Source organism: Streptomyces lincolnensis (assembly GCF_001685355.1).
GTDB classification, from domain to species: Bacteria; Actinomycetota; Actinomycetes; order Streptomycetales; family Streptomycetaceae; genus Streptomyces; species Streptomyces lincolnensis.
The window spans coordinates 51843-69421 of the sequence record NZ_CP016438.1; the positions used below are offsets into that span (position 1 = coordinate 51843).

Genomic DNA, 17579 nt, shown 5'->3' on the forward strand with positions numbered 1-17579 from the left:
CCCACCGAATTGGCCATCGTTGGCGCCGACGGGTGTTCGATGACGGTCCGCGGCGGCCCCACCTCGTGGCCGTATCTGCAGCGAGTGGCAGTGGGGCCGCTTTCGGGACGTCACACGCCGCTTGCCGTCCAGGTGGGGCCAGGTGGCCAATATCGAGGGGCCGCTGACAGACGTCACAGCCAGTCTGCCGGTTGGTACGGCGGGTTCAGGGTGTGCGGTGCCGGCGGCGTGAGATCCAGCGCATATCTAGGGCTTCCAGGGCATCCAGTTGTTCTCGCGAGAGGGCCTGCGGAAAACGCCGCTTCTCGGCGAGCCACCTTCCCAGGGCGAAGGCGGCGGCGTCCTCACAGGTGTAGTTGTAGGGAACGTCCAGGTGATGGTGGCGGCGGTGGTAGGCGTAGGCGGCCTGCAATCCTCGGGCGAAGGCCCGTTGGGAAGCGCCGCGCGGGCGGCGCAGCAGGAGGGCCAGGGGGTGTTCGATGGGGAGGTCGCCCAGGAGGTGCGCTGGTAGTCCTCGAGCTTGTCGAGGTTGTCGATCTGTTCGGCCAGCCATTGGGTCAGCACAGGGGCGGCGCCGGTGAGTTGGTGCGGTCCGGGGAAGACCAGGGTGTTGTCGCGTGCGGTGGCGTGGGCGCGGGCGTAGGTGCGTTTCCATTCGGCTCTGCCTTTGGCGTTCCACCAGGGGTAGATCTCATTCAGGGCCCGCTGGTAGCAGTGGGGCAGGCGACGGGTGTTGGCTTCCTTTCGGCTGTCGGCGAGCCAGCGGCCCAGGTGCATGCCTTGGTGGTGTTCGGCCCACCGGGGTGCGAGGTGTCCGTGGCGGGTGACGTAGTCGCGGGCGATGAGGAGTTTGCGCTCGATGCTGTGCGGGGGGTGCTCCCAGATCATGCCGAGGGTGTCCAGTGCTGCGATGCGTTCGGGCAGGAGCAGGCCGTTGTTGCGCATGGAGCGTTGTGCGCCGATCCACCAGCCGAGGTAGAAGCGGCCGTCGTGGAGGTAGCGGCTGGGGACGTCGAGGTGGCCGTTTTGGAGGTGGAAGTCTGTGGCAACTTCGAAGACGGCCTCCCATACGCGGTTGGGGGCCATGACGTCGTTCAGGTCGAGAACGGGGATGATCTCGTCGGCGCGTTCCGGGGGTGGGGCGAGCTGGGGGGTGTCGGTGGGGTCGCTCGGGTACCGGAAGTGGTCGACGAGGTGGAAGGTGTGCTCGTCGTAGACGTCGAGGTCGATGAGGACCTTGTAGATCAGGTGGAAGGCGGTTTTCTTGACGGCCTCCTCGAGGGTTTCGCCGGGTGCCATGTAGATGGGGATGACGATGGTGGAGATCTTGTTGTCGCCCGGGGTCTGGCGCAGTGCGCGTCCGATGGACTGGATGATGTCGATGCTGCTGGTCTTGGGGTGGGCGAAGAGCAGGGAGTCGATGGCGGGGATGTCGACGCCTTCGGCGCAGCAGCGGCAGTTGGTGAGGACGGCCCGGCGGGGCGGCTGCTGTGAGGCGGGGGTGTTGAGGGGCGCGGAGGCGAAGTCGGTGTAGTTCTTGTGGCGTTCGAAGGGGCTCTGCCTGGAGTTGACGGTGCCGACCTGCAGGGGGGCGTGGTAGGCCGGGGGCATGAGGGCCGCGGTCTCGTGGAGTGTTTCGGCGAAGACGTCCGCTGCGGCGATGCAGGGGTGGAAGGTCAGCGTGCGACGCAGGTCGTAGCGGTGCTGGGCGACCAGCAGGGCGACTTGGGCGGCTGCGGCACGCAAGGCTTCGCCGGTCCAGGTGTGTGCGGGGAGCCGGTTGAGGAGGCCTCGCAGGTCTTCGTCTCTGATCACGACGCCGGCGATGCGGTAGTCGGCGAGGAGCACCTCGTCGATCGCCTCTCTCAGGGAGATGCGGTAGACGACGGGCCCGTAGATGCTCACGTCGTCCATGGAGGCGATGACGGTGTCGGCGTTGATGCCCTTTTCGCGGGCTTTCTTTTCGTCGAAGACGCGGGGCGTCGCGGTCATGTAGAGGCGGTGGCGGGCGGGCAGCTTGTCGTCGTGGTGGATGCGGGCCCAGGGCTTGTCGTAGTCACCGGCGGTGCGGTGGGCTTCGTCGGCGACCACGACGTCCCAGCGGGGTAGGTGGGCTTCGACGACCTTGTCCAGGGAGTCATAGGTGCAGAACACGTTGAGCGGTCCTGGGGTCTCGGCTGCCTGCCAGGCCAGGTCGTCGGCGGTGCCCACCATGGTGAGGATGCCGGCCAGGTCCGGGTCTGCCGGGCGGCTTGAGGAACAGACGCCGTGGTAGCGGCCGGGACGTCCTTCGCTGTGCCATTTCGCGGCGGTCTGCTCAAGGAGTCGCAGGGAGGGGACTGCCACCAGGGAGGCGCCTTCGGGTGCGGTTTCCTGGACGACGTGCAGGGCCACCAGGGTCTTTCCGGTGCCGGTGGCCATGTAGACGCCGACGCGGCGGTAGCCCTCGATGAAGCTGCTCGCGGAGGTGTCGACGGCGATTTGCTGGCCTCCCCGCAGGCGGGTCTTCAGACGCGAGGCGGTCGCGGGGGCGGGGGCGGTCGTATCCGGGCGGATGCGCGTCGTCGTGGCCATGGTCCTCCCCCGGTGACGGTGTGCACGTGCACCTGGTTCACAGGGTGAGATGGGTGTGCTGGGCGATGACTGGGCGTTTGCCGGGGTTCACCCGAACGAGTGCTGGTGCTCTTGACCAGCCTCCGGCGGGCCGGTCACGGTGGCCGTGGTGACGGCTTCGGTGGAAGGGCAGCGGTGCTGGACGATCCCGGTCTGTACGGGCCTCGCCGGCCGCTGCCGCTGCGTGTGGGGCCGGTGCCGGGTGAGTCGACGGGGTCGTTCGTGAACCGGCTCGCGCACGCCAACGGCCTGAGCCTGGCTGCTTTCCTCGACCGCGTCGGGCAGGGCGAGGCATCCGCGTACCCCGAGCGGGTGGAGAAGTACCCGCAGTCCACCGAGATGTACATGAACGAGGCGGGGCTGCGCTATCTGGCTGTCCTTGCTGACCGGGCAGCTGGTCTTCTGCAGCAGGATCTGCCCAGCCTGGGCGCGGAGCACCTGCTGCCCGGCCTGGAGGCGGCACCGTGGAGGTGGCGCTGGGAGCCTGTGGCGGGGCACCTCGTGCGGTACTGCCCGCTGTGCGCTGACGCCCTGGGTGTCGGCGAGGCGGTGTGGCTGATGTCGCCGGCCAGCTGGCAGGTCTGCGTGCGGCACGGTTACTGGTCGGACGACTCCCGCGGCCGCGGTCCGGACTTCGTGCAGCTGGCCGAACTGCCCGAGACGGTGACGGCGCACCAGGTGCGCCAGCAGCTGGCCGAGCGGTGGGGGCCGGCCGGCGAGGAGTTGTTCGCCGATGCCTTCCAGGTGGCGGTGTACTGGTGGACGCGGATGCCGGACACCGTGTGCTGGGTGCGGCGGGCCTGGACTGCTGGGCTGGACGCGCGGGAGATGCGGGCGGCCCCACTGGTGATCTACCCGGAGGCCGCGGAACTCGCGGGCGCCATGCTGGACTTCGAATGCGCGGGGCGGCGGGATACGGCGGACCGGTCCCGATGGCTTGCGGGCGTGGAGCAGTTGATGGCCGGGTGGGGGGTGGACGTGGCTGAAGGGCGTCAGGCGCTGCTGATGTGGCTGGGGCGCCACCGTAGGGGGCTGCCCGCGCCGTCCGGTCCGGCGGACGGAAACGGGCTGCTGCTTGGGGCGGGGCACAGCCGGATCGCGTCCCGGACCGGTCCGGTGAGCCAACGCTCGTGCCTGACCTGGCAGTTGGGCATGGCGGCCGCCGACATGTAGGCGTCATAAGAGTGGAGGGCTCACAACCGTATGGTTGTGAGCCCTCCACCTTGCAGTAGCGGGGACAGGATTTGAACCTGCGACCTCTGGGTTATGAGCCCAGCGAGCTACCGAGCTGCTCCACCCCGCGTCGGTGAACACCACCGTACGTCATGGCGGCGGGCGCTGGAGACCATTTTCCTGCCGGTCACCGGCTGCTACGCGGCGAAGCCGATGTTCTTGACGTACTCGTACTGGCCCCACTGGGAACCCAGATCGGGCAGGACATCGGCGGTCCAGGCGTCGTCCAGGCCCTGGTGGTCGCCGGCCGCCCAGGATCCGACGATCTTGTCCCAGCGGCGCACGTTCATCGTCCGGTGTGCCACCACCCGCTGGAGCTGGCGCGCCACGCCGGACTGGTCGAGGGGGTGGATCTCCACGCGAGTGCCACGGCCCTCGCGGTTGAGGCGAGCGGTGAGGTGGCGGGCGACGTTGCGGCGCCGCACCGCGCTATAGGCGGCGTCGATGCGTTCCAGGTTGGTCCTCGAGGGACGGCGGGTGCCCTGCATCCAGGCCTTCAGCGTCCGGTCGCTCACTGTCAGTCCGGCGTCCTTGGCTGCCTGCCAGACCCTGTCCGACGTCGTCAGGTAGTGCAGGCGTGCCATCAGGCCGCGCCTGGCGGTCACCGGGGTGGCGATGTGAGCGGCGAGCTGGTCGAGCTGGCGGGCGACGGCTTCGCTGCCCTTGATCCCGCTCGCGCCGAACTTCCCGAAGTCGATGTTCTTCTCCGGCATCTACTGCTCCTCCCCCATGCCGACTCCGGTGCCGGTTCCGGCGGTGTACGTGTCCTTGACCTTGACCTCGGTAACCGAGCGGCCTTCGGGGAAGACACGGCGCCAGTCCCCGATGACGTGGAGTTCGTCGGTTCCCATCGCCCGTACGACCGTCAGTGACGCGTCGTGGGCCTTGAGCGCCTTCATCCAGAGGTTGGCGAAGGCCTGGGAGCGGATGATGTGCATCCAGTCCGGGCGGTAGAGCTCCCGGTTGTAGTTCGACTCCCCCATCGTGGACACGAACTTGGAGTACATCGCCTTCACGTACTCCAGCGTCAGCCCGTCGCCGTCAGCGATCGCGGTGTCGCGGGCATCCTTGAGGGCGATCCGGAACTTCTCCAGGAGATTCTCGGTGGCGCCCGAGGTGTATGACTCGTGGATCTGGGGCGGCTCGCACAGGCGGTGCTTCGGGCCGGACAGGCGCAGCAGCAGGCGCAGGGTCGGTTCGGTGACCCACAGGGGGCCTGGCTCGTCGCGCTGGCCGATCGGGTTGGGCAGCACCGCATCGTGCTCCCAGGCGGGCGGGGTGATCAGGTGGACTCCGGCGCGGCGCCGGTCGTGGGCGAAGCCCGTGGAGTGTTCCAGCTGGCCGAGCGGGAGGTGGGTCTTGAGCGCGCTCAGATAGGCGCCGTTGATGTCGAGCGCGGTGACCTCGTACTTCCCGGGCGGCAGTTCGGGCCGCGTCCACTTCGGGCGGGCCTCCCAGATCTGGTCGGCGCCCTTGGAGGTCTGCTTCTTGAGGATGTCGGGGATCCAGGGGTGGGCGATCACGTCGTAGCGGGCGCCCTTACGGGTCTCGTCCAGCAGGCGCATCGCGTCCGGGATCGCCCGCTTCAGCAATACGGCGCTCGCGGCCTCAACATCGCCCTGGTGCTCGGCGAGCACGGCGTGCACCGCTTCGTGGATCAAGTCGGCCGACCCGGACGGCTCCTGGAACGCCCGCCCGCGCGGGGCTGCGCCTTTCCCGCCAGCCGGACGAGGCGGGCGTACTGTACGCGGCTCGTGGGCCTGGGTAGATGGCGCGGCGGGCCCGGGTTTCGGGGTTTCGACAGGGGTCGCCTGGCAGTCGGAGGGGTCCAGGTGCTGAGCGAATCCCGCCACGCGTTGTTCGGCGGGACGGCCGCACAGCACACACGGCTCGGGCAGGGCGAGCGGTTCCACCTCGTCCTCGTCCTGGCCGACTTCCGGCGAAGACGTCGAGGTGACGGCCGCCGCAGCGGCGTCTGACGCGATGGGCTGCTCCTCGGCCAGCTCCGCCGTGTTCTCAGTCTCGGTGGCGAGCTTGGCGTTCAGTCCGTCCAGTAGATATGCGTACTTGGTGCGGACCTCGCCGGCCGGGTCCCGGCCGCTCTCCCATCCGCTGAGGGTGGACGGGCTCACCCCGAGCGCACGGGCCACCTGCGCCTTGGACAGCCGGGCTCGCTCCCGCAGCTCGCGGCGTACCTGACAGGGCGGGAGTTCGACCTCCGGGCCGACAGCGTCGAGCAGCGAGTCGATCGCGTCGAAGTCACTCACCGGCTCGTCCCCTTCATCTCGGCCCGGACGGAACGGCGCAGGTCGGCGGGCAGCACCTCGCACGCTCTGGTCGGACCCGCAAGCAAGTCCAGGGCGCCGATGCCGTAATGCCCGGCCAGGACATCGACGTCGCGCAGGCTCCACGAAACGGCACCCGACTGCCGGCGCGACACCTGCGTCTGCGTCAGTCCCAGCACTGCCGCGACCGACCGCTGCGAGTCACCCGTCACCTGCATCAACGCGGCCACCGTCAACCGCAGCGACTCTTCCAAGGTCAATCCCACGCCCTCATTATATCCGAGTCGATGCAAATTCCGCATGAATATCAGCTTATTGCTTTCAATGATGCACAGAAGCTTCACCATCCTGCTCTGCGCGGGCCCTTGCTATGGCAGTCTCCGCTCAGGCCTGCAAGTCAGCGATGAGGACCGTCTTGTTCACGCGGAATCCGGCGGGCCGCCTCGGTGGGGTGAGCCCGGTGGAAGCCTTGTCGGGCAAGACACAGCGCATAAGACTCAACCGCGGCGGTGACCGCCAGGCCAACTCGGCTCTCTACACCATCGTCCTTGCCAGACTCCGCTGGGAGACACGCAGCCGCAGCTACGCCGGGCGGCGCATCGCCGTAGGCAAGACCAGACGCGAAGCCAGCCGCTGCCTCAAACGCTACGTCGCCCGAGAGCTCTACACGATCATCATCCGAATCCATGCCTTGCCTCGAGGCCAGGCTCTGGCCGCTTGGCATCCATAGGGGTATCAAGACCGCCGCCCCCTACGAAGCAGCGGTCAGTCTCGCGTCCTTCCTGTTCTGCGCAAGATCCGTTTGAAGACGGACCCTGGCGCCCTACGACCGCGTGCTCTGCGGCATGCCGTCCACGCTGTGGGCTCGTCGTGTGCGGATGGGCTGGCGGACGACGGCCGGTATCGGAGCGTCAGCCCAGCCCTGGTACCAACAGCACCTTGCAGGCGTCGCCGGTGAGCAGATCGATCGCCTGGTCGACCTGGCTGAGTTGCAGTCGGTGCGTGATCAGCCAGTCCAGGTCCAGGCGCCCGGAGTTCAGCAGGAGCAGCGTCTGCTCCCAGGTTTCCCACAGGCGGCGGCCGAAGATGCCCCGCAGTGTGATGCCCCGCTTGTTGATCTGGGCAGCGACGTCGATCGGCACTGGTCGGCCCGGATGTCCCACGGTCACGACCGTTCCTTCTCGGCGCACGGCGTCGAAGAGGGACGGGAGTGCGGCGGCCGCTCCCGAGCATTCGAAGGCGACATCGGCCCCGCCGCGGTGGCCGCTGAGTTCGCGGCTGCGCTCGGCGACACCCTCTCCGGGCTCCATCGTGATCACTCCGAGCTGTTCGGCTTCGGCGCGGCGGAACGGATTCGGCTCGATCACGATCACGTAGGCGGCGCCCATGAGGGATGCCAGTCGCGCGACGACCATGCCCACCGGGCCGGCGCCGCTGACCAGAACGCCTCGGCCGGCTACCGAGTAGCCGGCTCGCTGGATGGCGTGTACCGCGACGCCGGCCGATTCCAGCAGTGCGCCGGTCTCCAAGGGCACGCTGTCGGGAAGGGGGACACAGATGCGGTGGGGCACGGCGACGCGTTCGGCGAAGACCCCGTCGAAGTGCATGCCCAGGATCTGCGTGCGCTCGCAGGTGTGTGCGTCCCCGGTCCGGCATGCGAAGCACTGACCGCACGCCAAGTGGCTTTCCAGAGCGACGCGGTCACCGACGCGCAGGTTCTCCACACCGGTGCCCACCTCGACGACAGTGCCCGCCGCTTCATGACCGAGTACGACGGGCAGCCCCAGGTTGAACGCCCGGGCCGCCGGCGACCACTCGTAGCATTCGCGGTCGGTGCCGCACAACGACGCCGCCGCGATCTCCACTACGACCGCGCCGTCGCCGGCCTTCGGCTCGGGCGCATCGGCGACGTACTCGACTCCCCTGTCCGCGACTGCTTTGACGACTGCCCTCATGAATTGCACACTCCTTCGTGTCTCGTACGTGGCGGGATGACTGGTGGTCCGGACGGACGGTGGTCAGTCGGCGGGATGCGGCTGCGCGAAGCGTTCGAGGACATCGACCGGACCGACCTGTCCGCCCTTGAGCAGCAGCCGGCAGCCGGCCACGGCGGCTTCGCTGTCGGTGCGGCAGACGGGGGCGGCCGTGACGAACTGGGTGGCGACGCGCAGCTCGCTCACCCTCATGGTCAGCAGTGCGTGGCTGGAGGTGTCGCCGCCGAGTACGGCGACGTCCCGGGTGAGGCCCTTGACGGCCATGTTCCCGGCCAGGGTGCCCAGGAGTCCCCCCACATGGGCGGCGTCGAGGGGACCGGCCGCGGCGTAGCGGGGGTCCTGGGTGCCGCGCGTGGTGTGCACGATGACGTTCCGTCCGGCCGTGAGCAAGGCGGCCGAGCGCTTCTCCAGATCGTCCAGCAAGGACGGATCCTGTCCGTTGAGCAACTGCGTGGGCACGGCCAGCTCGGCCCAGCCGTGCGCGACGGCGTCGGCGATCTGTGCGTCCGTCGTGCTGGAGGCCGACGCGCTGACGGCCAGCACCGGCCCGGAGGCGGGCTGGGCGCTGTCGGCCACCTCGGACCGCCCGGTGGCTGTGCGAGCGAGGGCGGCCATGACACCGCCGGAGCCGACCACGATCGACGGGCCCTGCCGGGTGTCGTCCTCTCGCAGTGCCAGCGCGAGGGTCTCGAGGTGACCGTCCTCGACAGCGTCCACGACGAAGGCGGCCCGGCTGGACTGGCGGAGCGTCGCCCACTGCTCGCCGAAGGAACCATCGGCGTGGGCAGGGAGGTGGATGGCCGCGGGGACCTCGCCGGTACGCAGCTGCTCGGCGATCACCTGCCGCAGGTCGGCCTCGTGCATCGGAGTCGACGGATGCTGCGCCATGACGGGATGCCGGTCGAGACGGTAGGCGTCGCCGGAATAGCCGGCGAAGTGGTTGCTGAAGGCGGTGTACCGGCCGAAGCCCGGCTGTGCCGGTGCGACCGCGACCGGGCCATGGTGGGGGAAGCGCTCGTGCAGCAGCTCGATGCCTCTGCCGATGCTGCCGCGTGCGGGGGCACTGTCGAAGGTCGAGCAGACCTTGTAGATCAGCACCTGGGCATCGGCGGTGGCGATCCGATCCAGCTGTGCGCGCACCAACTCGTCGAAGGCTGCCCCGCCGAGCGAACGCGACGGTCCGGCGATCCCGACGACATCGCAGTCGCTGGGGAGCGGCCGGCTGCCGTCCCCGATGACGAGCACGGCGTCGAGACCGTGCCGGTGGGCCTGTGCGAGGACATCGCTGGCACCGGTCAGGTCGTCGGCCACGAAACTGACGTACGCCATGTCAGGCCACACCTCCGAACGTGCGCCCGGCGTGCAGCAGCGCCGGGTCGCCTGCCTCGGCCGCCGCGTGTGCCGCCACCTCCAGGGGAACACCGTCGACGGCAGCCGCCCAGGCGGCCCGGAGACTGCGCACGCCGGCCGCCGGTCCGTCGGGATGCGCGGCCACGCCGCCGCCCGCGAGCATCAGAAGGTCGGTCGAGCCGACCGCGGTGAAGGTCGGTGCCGGGGTGGTGACGTTCTGGCCGGACGACAGGGTCGGTACCGGACTCAGCGTCTTGCCCAGGGGCTCGAGCAGGCTGCGTACGTGGGCCGCGACCTCCTCGTCGGTCTCGTAGAACTTGCTGCCGAGACCGCTGACATGCAGATGGTCGGCTCCCGCCAGGCGGGCCAGCTGCTGCCACACCCGGTACGACACCCCCAGCGCCGGCGAGCGCATCGATCCGGCCAGACCGGCGCGATGTCCATGCACGGGGACTTCGGAGAACTCCCGCAGCCAGGCCAGCGCGGGCAGTCCCATGACGGGGACGTTGAGCATCACGCACCGGCCGCCCGCTCCGACCACCAGGTCGTGGCGCCGGCGGAGCCCGGCGAGGTCCCCCGTGATGTTGAAGGCATACATGACCGGGTGGCCGGTGATCTGCTCGGCCTCCCGGATCTCTTCGGTGGCCACGGCGACCCGGCGCTCCAGCGGGAGGTACGCCGGATCGGTCATCAGCTCGTCGTCCTTGATCAGATCGACCGACGCCCTGGCCAACTCCCGTACGACCAGGCGGAACTCGCTCTCGTCCAGACCGACGTTCGGCTTGATGATGGTGCCGATCATGACGCCCTCGGCACCCCCCATCAGCCTGCGGGTGCCCGGGACGCCGAACGCCGGGCCCAGGTGAGCGGCAACGAACTCGTCCGGCAGCTCGATGTCCTCCAGGCGGCAGGCGAACAGCTCACCCAGCTCGAAGAGGTTGCCTGCGATCGTGGTCTGCAGGGTCGCCAGGTCGGTCCCGATGTTCTCCATCGGGAACTCGACCACCACAAGAGCGGCCCGCACCGCCTCGGGGCGGGAACGCGACGGCAACGACGGGCTGCGCGCGCCCAGGTCCCGCACGCTGACGACCTGCGCTGCATGCCGCTCGCGAATACGGGGGGACTCGCCCGGCACAGCGACGAAGGTGCCACTGGACTGCTCCCCGGCCATCGCCGCGGCGGCCTGTTCCGGATCGATCTCCGATTCCAGGTAGTAGGTGCAGCGCACGACCCGCTGGTCACGCATGTGCTCTCCGTTTCTCGACGACTCTGATGTGAGGGTCGTTCGTCTCAAGTGCCGTCGTGCTGTGCGGCAGCTTCCCTGTTCGCGCCGACCACGTAATGCGGGGCGGAGGACGGCCCGTCGCCGTCGGCTGTCGCATCGCCGACCCCGTCGGCGGCCCAGGGCTGCTTCAGGATCCGGCGTGCCCAGAAGACGGTGATCAGCGGACACAGGATCGACGTCACCACGACCGATGAAGCGACGAGCACGGTCGCGTACTCGGCGGCCGGCGCGTAGACGGGATTGGCGGCCGCCACGATCGAGGGGACCACTGCCGCGTTGCCGGCGGTGGTCGCCGCTGCCAGGCCCGCGATGCCGTCGCCACCGCTCGCCTTGTCGGCCAGCAGCAGCACTGCCCCGCCGACCAGCACCACGAACAGCCCCAGCCCGGCCCCCAGCAGGCCGGCCTCCCAGACGGCTGTCAGGTTGAGCGTGAGTCCCAGTGACAGTCCGAGGAACGGCACGAGGGCGGGCACGGCGGGGGCCAGGAAGCGACGCATCTCGGGATCGAGGTTGCCCAGGAGCATCCCGAGCACCAGGGGCAGAATTGCTCCCACCAGGGTCTGCCAGGGGAAGGCGGACAGACCGGCGACGCCGAGCGTGATCATGGTGAGGAAGGGGCCGGACTCCAGGCTCATGACGCTGTAGGCGCCGACGTCGCGCTTGCGTCCGAACTGGGCCATCAGTGACATGTAGAGGCCGCCGTTGGTGTCGTTCAGCGCCGCCACGACCGCCAGCGTCGACAACCCCGCGAAGACTCCACCACTGACCGGCGATTCGCCGAGGAACCTCCCCAGGACGACACCGACGACCAACGCGAACAGGACCTTGGTCCCCAGCAGCACACCGCCCTTCTTGGCGATGTAGGGCGTCGCCTTCACGTCCAGGGTCGCGCCCAGACACACGTAGAAGACGGCCAGGATCGCGGGCAGGCCCGTGTAGAGGGCTCCGGTGAAGGAGCCGAAGAACTCTCCGGAGCCCGGCGCCGCCGTGTGCACCACGGCTCCGACGAGCATCGGGACGAGCATCAGCCCACCAGGCACCTTCTCGATGCCGGCTTTGATGGGCACAGCCATGGGGACCTCCGAACAGCAGTGTTCGAATGAACATTGGGTGACTCGGACCGTAGCCGCAGGAAGCGGGCGGGTCAATGGGTTCTCGCCACGGCATCGTCTATATCGAGCCGAACCCACCCGCGCGAGCAGGCGTCGCAACAGGTCGGACGAGTCGGCTGTAATGTTCACATGAACACCGCTTGGACGGGATGGCAGCAATGGGTCACCCCGGGTGGAAGCCCAGAGCAGGAGGCCGGATAGCGTGATGAGCGTGGCTCAAGACGAGATGGAACCCGTGCGCAACTCCCGACAGCGAGCCATCCTCAGTGCCTTGCAGGAATTCCGGCAGGTCGACGTCAACACGCTCGCGGAGCGCTTCGGCGTGTCCGGCATGACGATCCGCCGCGACCTGGCCGAGCTCGATCAGGCAGGGCTGTTGGACCGGGTGCATGGCGGCGCGGTGCCACGCCGGGCACCCGCCTACGGGGCCCGGTCCTCCACGATGATGTCCGAGAAGTCGAGAATCGCGCGGGCCGTGGCGGACCTGGTCAAGCCGGGTGCCTCGGTGGGCGTCGACACCGGCACCACCTGTACCGCTGTCGCCGCGGAACTCGCTGTCCGGGACGATCTGACCGTGATCACCAACTCGCTCCACGCGGCGTTCGAACTGCGCGACACGAGGAGCCGGGTCCTCGTCCTGGGCGGACTCATGACACCCGAACTGAGCCTGGTCGCTTCCACGGCCGCACAGGAACGGCCGCAGATCCATCTGGACCTGATGATCCTCGGCTGCGGAGGACTGTCCGTCGACCGCGGGGTCACCTACTTCGACCCCGCCGAAGTCGAGGTACGCCGCACACTTCTCGACCTCGCGGACCGGGTCGTGGTCGCCGCCGACCACACCAAGTTCGACCGCAAGAAGGCGATGGCCCTCGGCGACCTGTCGGTCATCGATGTCCTCGTCACCGACCAGACGCCTCCCCCTGAGCTGCGATCCGCATTGGCGGCGGTCGTGGTCGCTCCGTAACGCTCAAACCGGGGCCAGAGCGCAGGCCACACCGCGCGGGGGCGGCGGACCTCGGGTACAACCGTCACCGCACTCAGGAGAAGCCTCCGACAGCGGCCCAGCGGGCGGAGAGTATCTCCTCGCACTTCAGCTGCTTACGGGCAGGTTCCTGGCGGCAGATCACCTCATTGTGACCCCGCCTGGCCATCATCAGGACGGGCCTGGTTCGGCGGTGTGCCGTCCGGGTGGTCGTAGATCCAGGAGAGGCCTCCCAGGTCGAGGCGCCGGCGAGTGCGGGTGACGGCGACGTAGGCGAGACGGGCCTCTGCATCGTCGACGGGCTCGGGGACGGGTGCCGGCGCGCTTCCCGTCTGGCCGGTGGTGTCGTTGAGGGAACGGGCGAAGTCCTCGGCGATGAGGACGCTGGGCCATTCGCGTCCCTTGGCCTTGTGGGCGGTGGAGACGGTCACGTGCGCGTGCGGTTCAGGGGCGAGCTGGGCGATGGCGGCGAGGATGGCGTCAGTGCCGTGGGTGTCGACGAGGTTGACCAGGGGCTGCAGGTCCCGGCCCGCGGGGTCGTGGGCGGCGTAGTCCTGCAGGTCGCCCCAGCATGGGAAGAGGAGCAGTTCGGGATGGTGGGTGCGGCGGCCTTCTTTGAGGTCGCGGGCCGCGAGGGCCAGGGCGTGCAGGCTGTCTCCTCCCCCGGCCAGGGCGACGTGGCGTCCCGCGGCCATGTGGGCCATGACCTGGGCCATGGCGCCGACGTTGGTGCGGCACAGGACGGCGTCCGGCTGTGTGACGAGGCCGAGTTCGGTGGGCACGGCGGGGGTGCCGGTGAGGCGGATCGGCGCGTCGGCCAGGTGCAGCCAGCGGTTGGCTTCGGCGGCGAGGTCGGGGCCGAAGCGGAAGGACTGAGACAAGGCCAGCTGGGTGCCGTCGAAGCCGGTCATGATGTCCTTGGCGCCGCGCCATTGGTAGATGGCCTGGGCGGAGTCGCCGACCATGACCAGCTGGGCGTGGTCGCGCTGGGCGAGGAAGATCTGTTCGACGACGGGGTTGGTGTCCTGGGCCTCGTCCAGCAGCAGGAAGTCGGCCTGGATACGCGGCAGGGTGAGGGCCCAGATCTTCAGGTAGTGGTCGTGGTCGAAGCGGACGGCGCCGTCGTCGGGGTGCTGCAGGTCGGCCCACGCCTTGTGGGCGAACGGCACGATGTGGGCGGCGAGCTGGGCATGGAGGTCGGTGTCTTCCAGGCCGCGAAGTCGGGGCACGTCATAGGGGGTGATGGCCTCGTCGGCGGTGTGGCAGAAGCGGGCGACGGTGCGCAGGGTGGCGTTGGAGAGGGCTCGTTGTGTCACCTCGCGGTCGCCGATGCGGATCGCCTTGGTGATGCCGAGGGCCTGTCCGGTCTGCCAGGCCGGGCGTCGGGGGGCGTTCAGGCGGCGGATGTAGCGGTGGCCGACGGCGGCGTAGGCCAGGGCGTGGGCGGTCTTGCACTGCACGGTGTCGGGGAAGCGGGTGCGTGCGTCCTGGGCGATGGCCCGGTTGCAGGCAAGGTAGCGGCCGCAGCCTTTGGTGGTGCGGGCGAGCAGGGTCAGAGTGGTGGTCTTGCCGGTACCCGCGCCGGCCTGCAGGGCGAGGTGCTGGCCGGCGTGGAAGGCGTCGGCCGCGGCCGTCTGTTCATCGGTCGGGTTCATGCGGGGGCTGCTCCGGGGGTGCGGGTCAGGGCGTGGCCGACGGCTGCCAGGAGGTGTGCGGCCGTGGTGCCGGCGAGCAGGTGCTGCACGGCCCGGTCGAGCCGGTCGGCCTCGTCGCTGGCCTGCTGGGCCAGTGCGCGGTGCAGGGCCAGCTTCACGAAGAGTTCCGGGCTCTGCCCCGTTTCATGGGCGGCGTGGCGGATCGTGGCGTGGACGGCGGGCGGGAAGGCGAGGTTGAGCAGGACCTGCCCGACGGCGTCCGGGTAGTGGGTGGTGATCACGTCCACGGGGAGCCGTGCGGCGAGGTGCTGGCGCAGCCGGTGTGCGGCGCGGCCGGGGGTTTTGGCACGTACGAGGGTCATGAGGCGGGTGGTGTCGTGGTTGGTCGCGAGCGGCAGCACGCGGGCGGCGTCACGGAGCTCCGCCGGGACCAGCGGGCGCGTCAGGAGGATTTCCAGGGCGTGGTGCGGCATCGTCACCTCTCTTTGCTGCCGGGTGCCGGTGGGTATGGCAGACCGGTACGCAGGTGCTGGGCGTGCAGGAGGGGATCGAAGACCTGCCATCCGGCCAGGGCCAGGTCGGCGGCGCCGTGGATGGTGGCGTGCGCGGGGCAGCGCTGGATACGCCAGCGCCGTTGTTCGGCATGGGGCAGCTGGCTGAGGTCGTAGACGGCCGTCGCCTGTTCGGACAGGGCGAGTTGGCCGCCATGGGTGCCGACAGGCAGCAGTCTCCAGGATCCGGGCGGGGCGTCCGGGGCCAGGACGGGACGGGGGCAGCGGGTTCGGTGGCTCGTCTGGGCTACGCAGCGGATGGCCTCCACGGGGCCGTCGGCGAGGTAGTAGCCCAGCAGCATCCGTACGAGAGGGCGGTCGGGGCCGTCAGGCGCCGCACTGGTGGGGGCAGCCGCGGGGATGAAGACACCGGTGTCGATCAGGCGACGGGTTCGTACGGCGAGTCGGCGGCGCACCGACGTGAGGGACGGGCTGATCCGGCAGATGGGCGTGCGCTGCGGGCAGAGCACGGCGTGCGGAATGCGGCACCAGGCGCTGCCGTCGCCGTGCGGGTGAGCGATGCCGGAGCTCAGGTGCCAGTGGCAGGAGGCAGGGGTGTGGGCGGTGGCCAGTTCGGTGGGATGCAGGGCGATGGGACGCCCGTCGGCACGCGGGTAGAGGTCGATGCGGTTGCCGCAGTGGCGGCAGCGGCCGCTCTGGCCGGCGCGCAGCAGGCGGCTGGGACTGGTGGCGGCCACCCGCAGCGGACGGCGCGCCGGGGCGGTGCGAGGGCTGCCGTCCCAGTGGCAGCCGGGGATGGAGTGGGGGCGCATGGCGAGGACCGTGCCAGGTGACACGCCCCGAGGGCGGGGCTGGCGGATAGACAGTCCCCCGGGCGGCCCAGCCCTACCGAACAGCAATGCGAGTCAGCGAGTATGCGTTCTATGCATGCTCGCTGGTTCGGGTGATTTACGTTGCGCGCCAGACCTGACGCGGCCGGAGTCAGGCGCCCTTGGGCCCGGGTGGGGTGTGGTCGTCGCAAAGCGAGCCGAGCAGCTGCTCGATGGGGACATCGAAGGCATGCGCGAGGGCGTGCCAGGTGGTGACGGTGCCGGCGGCTCGGCCGTGTTCGAGGTCGATCAGCGTGCGCCGGGCCAGGCCGCTGCGGCTGGCCAGCTCGTCGAAGGTCCACCTGCGCGCGTTCCTCAGCCGCGCCAGCGTCACACGCAGGGCGTCGCGGTCCGGGTCGGGCGGCAAGATCGTCACCCCACCATCCGACGGTGCAGACACCTGCCCTGTCAGTGAGGATTTCTGCACTATCAGTGCAGGTGGGTGCGCTGAATGCTCGCGCTGCGCGAGTGCAGAGATCTGCACTACGGTGCGGGCGGCTCCCACGTACGTACCGGGAGGCCACCGCGCGAGGCCGACGCGGACCAGAACGGAGGGACAACGAGCCGATGCGGCTTGCCAGTACACACGCTGCGGTGCAGCGCATCTGGACGGTGCACCTGCGCCCGCAGACGGGCGGGCCGGCCCTGACCTGTCCCCGCTGCGCACACAGCCCCGTCCTGCCGGCCGCCTCCGCCCGCTCGGCCGCCCTCACCCATCTGGCCCGCCATGCCCGCGCCGACGCGCTGCCCGGCCATCTGCGCACCTGCCAGTGCCGGACGAGAGGCTGCCACTGGCACCCCCGCCACCGCGGCTGCGGGGGACCTGTCCTGCTCGCCCTGACCTGCGACCGCAGCGGGCGCGCATGGCGGCTGGCCGATGCCTGCGCCGCCTGCGCGGCGGCGATGAGCCACACCGCCGTCGTGCCGCCCACGCTGCTCGCCGCCAGCCACGCCCAGTCGGCCGCCGGCAGGGCGCGCGCTTCGCGCACCGCGCCTGTGTTCGGCCCGGCAGAGCAGCAGCGCGTACGCGAACTGCTCACCTACCTCGCCACAGCGCTGCCCTGCCTCTCCTCCCCCGCCGCCCGGCTGCTCGCCCTGCAGTGCGCACTGCGCGCCGACCGCCACGGGCAGATCCGCCTGCCCCACGGCTTCCTACGCGGCATGCGGCTGCACGGCCACGCTGAGCTGTGGCTCGAACTGGAGCACGCCGGCTGGCTGCACCGCCCCAGCCGCAGATGCTCCCCCGTCCAGGCACAGCTGCTCGACGTCGCTGTCCTCCACCAGGCCCCCGGACGCACCGGGCGCGTCCGCGCCGCCCAATGGGCGCTGCGCCCCGCCCCGCTGGCCCTCCCGCCCGCCCTGCCCTCCGCTCTACGGCTGACCGCACTCGCCCTGGCCGCCCACAGCGCTTCCGGGGCGGGCGGGGGCGAGCTCGACGTCCTCACCCGCCAGTGCGGACAGCCGCCCCAGCAACTGGAGGACCTCCTCGACCAACTGGTCCGCGCCCGCCTCGTGACCGCCTGGCACCATCATCACGACAGCGGCGAGGTCCGGTGGGAGCTGCCGGCGCACTCTCCGGCCGGCGAAGACTCCGCACGATCCGAAGCCTTCTCACGGCAGCCGAGAAGCAGTCCGTGACGGCCCGGGGCCGCTGCTGGGGCAGTGCGCCCCAGCAGCGGCCCGGCC

General features: G+C 70.0%; 15 protein-coding genes, 1 tRNA gene and 2 pseudogenes. 4 read left to right on the forward strand and 14 right to left on the reverse strand.

Annotated elements, in window-relative coordinates; all coding sequences use genetic code 11:
• Positions 1-205 precede the first annotated feature (205 nt).
• On the reverse strand, positions 206-655 hold the full coding sequence (locus SLINC_RS49000; protein WP_310736521.1) for a helicase associated domain-containing protein: 450 nt from the start codon (positions 653-655) through the stop codon (positions 206-208).
• Positions 656-747: 92 nt separating this feature from the next.
• A pseudogene (locus SLINC_RS00240) lies at positions 748-2574 on the reverse strand (helicase associated domain-containing protein); the annotation flags it as partial.
• 174 nt (positions 2575-2748) lie between these two features.
• Here SLINC_RS00240 and SLINC_RS00245 point away from each other — a divergent pair.
• Positions 2749-3786: a TniQ family protein gene (locus tag SLINC_RS00245; protein WP_182449129.1), complete on the forward strand. Its 1038-nt coding sequence runs from the start codon at positions 2749-2751 to the stop codon at positions 3784-3786.
• A 56-nt stretch (positions 3787-3842) separates the two neighbouring features.
• Here the strand turns inward: SLINC_RS00245 and SLINC_RS00250 are convergent.
• From SLINC_RS00250 to SLINC_RS00265, 4 genes are all read right to left on the reverse strand, one after another.
• Positions 3843-3916 (reverse strand) — tRNA-Met (locus SLINC_RS00250).
• A gap of 67 nt (positions 3917-3983) precedes the next feature.
• Positions 3984-4559: a hypothetical protein gene (locus tag SLINC_RS00255; protein WP_067425094.1), complete on the reverse strand. Its 576-nt coding sequence runs from the start codon at positions 4557-4559 to the stop codon at positions 3984-3986.
• A complete protein-coding gene (locus tag SLINC_RS00260; RefSeq protein WP_067425097.1) occupies positions 4560-6113 on the reverse strand; it encodes a helix-turn-helix domain-containing protein in 1554 nt (517 codons plus the stop codon).
• Positions 6110-6397: a helix-turn-helix domain-containing protein gene (locus SLINC_RS00265; protein ID WP_067425100.1), complete on the reverse strand. Its 288-nt coding sequence runs from the start codon at positions 6395-6397 to the stop codon at positions 6110-6112. The genes SLINC_RS00260 and SLINC_RS00265 overlap by 4 nt, the downstream gene beginning before the upstream one ends.
• 176 nt (positions 6398-6573) lie before the next feature.
• Between SLINC_RS00265 and SLINC_RS45480 the strand changes: the two are divergent.
• Positions 6574-6861: pseudogene (locus SLINC_RS45480) on the forward strand (transposase); the annotation flags it as partial.
• A gap of 181 nt (positions 6862-7042) precedes the next feature.
• Here the strand turns inward: SLINC_RS45480 and SLINC_RS00270 are convergent.
• From SLINC_RS00270 to SLINC_RS00285, 4 genes are all read right to left on the reverse strand, one after another.
• Positions 7043-8086, reverse strand: a complete 1044-nt coding sequence (locus SLINC_RS00270) for a zinc-dependent alcohol dehydrogenase (protein ID WP_067425103.1) — start codon at positions 8084-8086, stop codon at positions 7043-7045.
• Positions 8087-8149: 63 nt separating this feature from the next.
• On the reverse strand, positions 8150-9454 hold the full coding sequence (locus SLINC_RS00275; RefSeq protein ID WP_067425104.1) for a four-carbon acid sugar kinase family protein: 1305 nt from the start codon (positions 9452-9454) through the stop codon (positions 8150-8152).
• Between the two features lies 1 nt (position 9455).
• Positions 9456-10721 carry a RuBisCO large subunit C-terminal-like domain-containing protein gene (locus tag SLINC_RS00280; RefSeq protein ID WP_067425107.1) on the reverse strand — a complete coding sequence of 422 codons (1266 nt, stop codon included), beginning with the start codon at positions 10719-10721 and terminating at the stop codon, positions 9456-9458.
• Between the two features lie 44 nt (positions 10722-10765).
• Positions 10766-11833 carry a 2-keto-3-deoxygluconate permease gene (locus tag SLINC_RS00285; protein WP_067425118.1) on the reverse strand — a complete coding sequence of 356 codons (1068 nt, stop codon included), beginning with the start codon at positions 11831-11833 and terminating at the stop codon, positions 10766-10768.
• Positions 11834-12077: 244 nt separating this feature from the next.
• Here SLINC_RS00285 and SLINC_RS00290 point away from each other — a divergent pair, with 244 nt between their 5' ends.
• A complete protein-coding gene (locus SLINC_RS00290; protein WP_079164332.1) occupies positions 12078-12839 on the forward strand; it encodes a DeoR/GlpR family DNA-binding transcription regulator in 762 nt (253 codons plus the stop codon).
• 164 nt (positions 12840-13003) lie between these two features.
• On the opposite strand, the gene SLINC_RS00295 is transcribed toward SLINC_RS00290, so the two are convergent.
• The 4 genes from SLINC_RS00295 to SLINC_RS00310 all read right to left on the reverse strand — a co-directional run bounded on the left by SLINC_RS00295 (position 13004) and on the right by SLINC_RS00310 (position 16269).
• Positions 13004-14512 (reverse strand): UvrD-helicase domain-containing protein, encoded by a 1509-nt coding sequence (locus tag SLINC_RS00295; protein WP_067425124.1) that lies wholly within the window; start codon positions 14510-14512, stop codon positions 13004-13006.
• Entirely contained in the window at positions 14509-14991 is a 483-nt protein-coding gene (locus SLINC_RS00300; protein ID WP_067425127.1) for a hypothetical protein, read from the reverse strand. Before SLINC_RS00300 ends, SLINC_RS00295 begins: the two co-directional genes overlap by 4 nt.
• On the reverse strand, positions 14988-15836 hold the full coding sequence (locus tag SLINC_RS00305) for a DUF6083 domain-containing protein (protein WP_067425132.1): 849 nt from the start codon (positions 15834-15836) through the stop codon (positions 14988-14990). The genes SLINC_RS00300 and SLINC_RS00305 overlap by 4 nt, the downstream gene beginning before the upstream one ends.
• Before the next feature lie 169 nt (positions 15837-16005).
• On the reverse strand, positions 16006-16269 hold the full coding sequence (locus tag SLINC_RS00310) for a helix-turn-helix transcriptional regulator (protein WP_067425135.1): 264 nt from the start codon (positions 16267-16269) through the stop codon (positions 16006-16008).
• A gap of 191 nt (positions 16270-16460) precedes the next feature.
• Between SLINC_RS00310 and SLINC_RS00315 the strand changes: the two genes are divergently transcribed.
• A complete protein-coding gene (locus tag SLINC_RS00315) occupies positions 16461-17531 on the forward strand; it encodes a hypothetical protein (RefSeq protein ID WP_067425138.1) in 1071 nt (356 codons plus the stop codon).
• Positions 17532-17579: the final 48 nt, after the last annotated feature.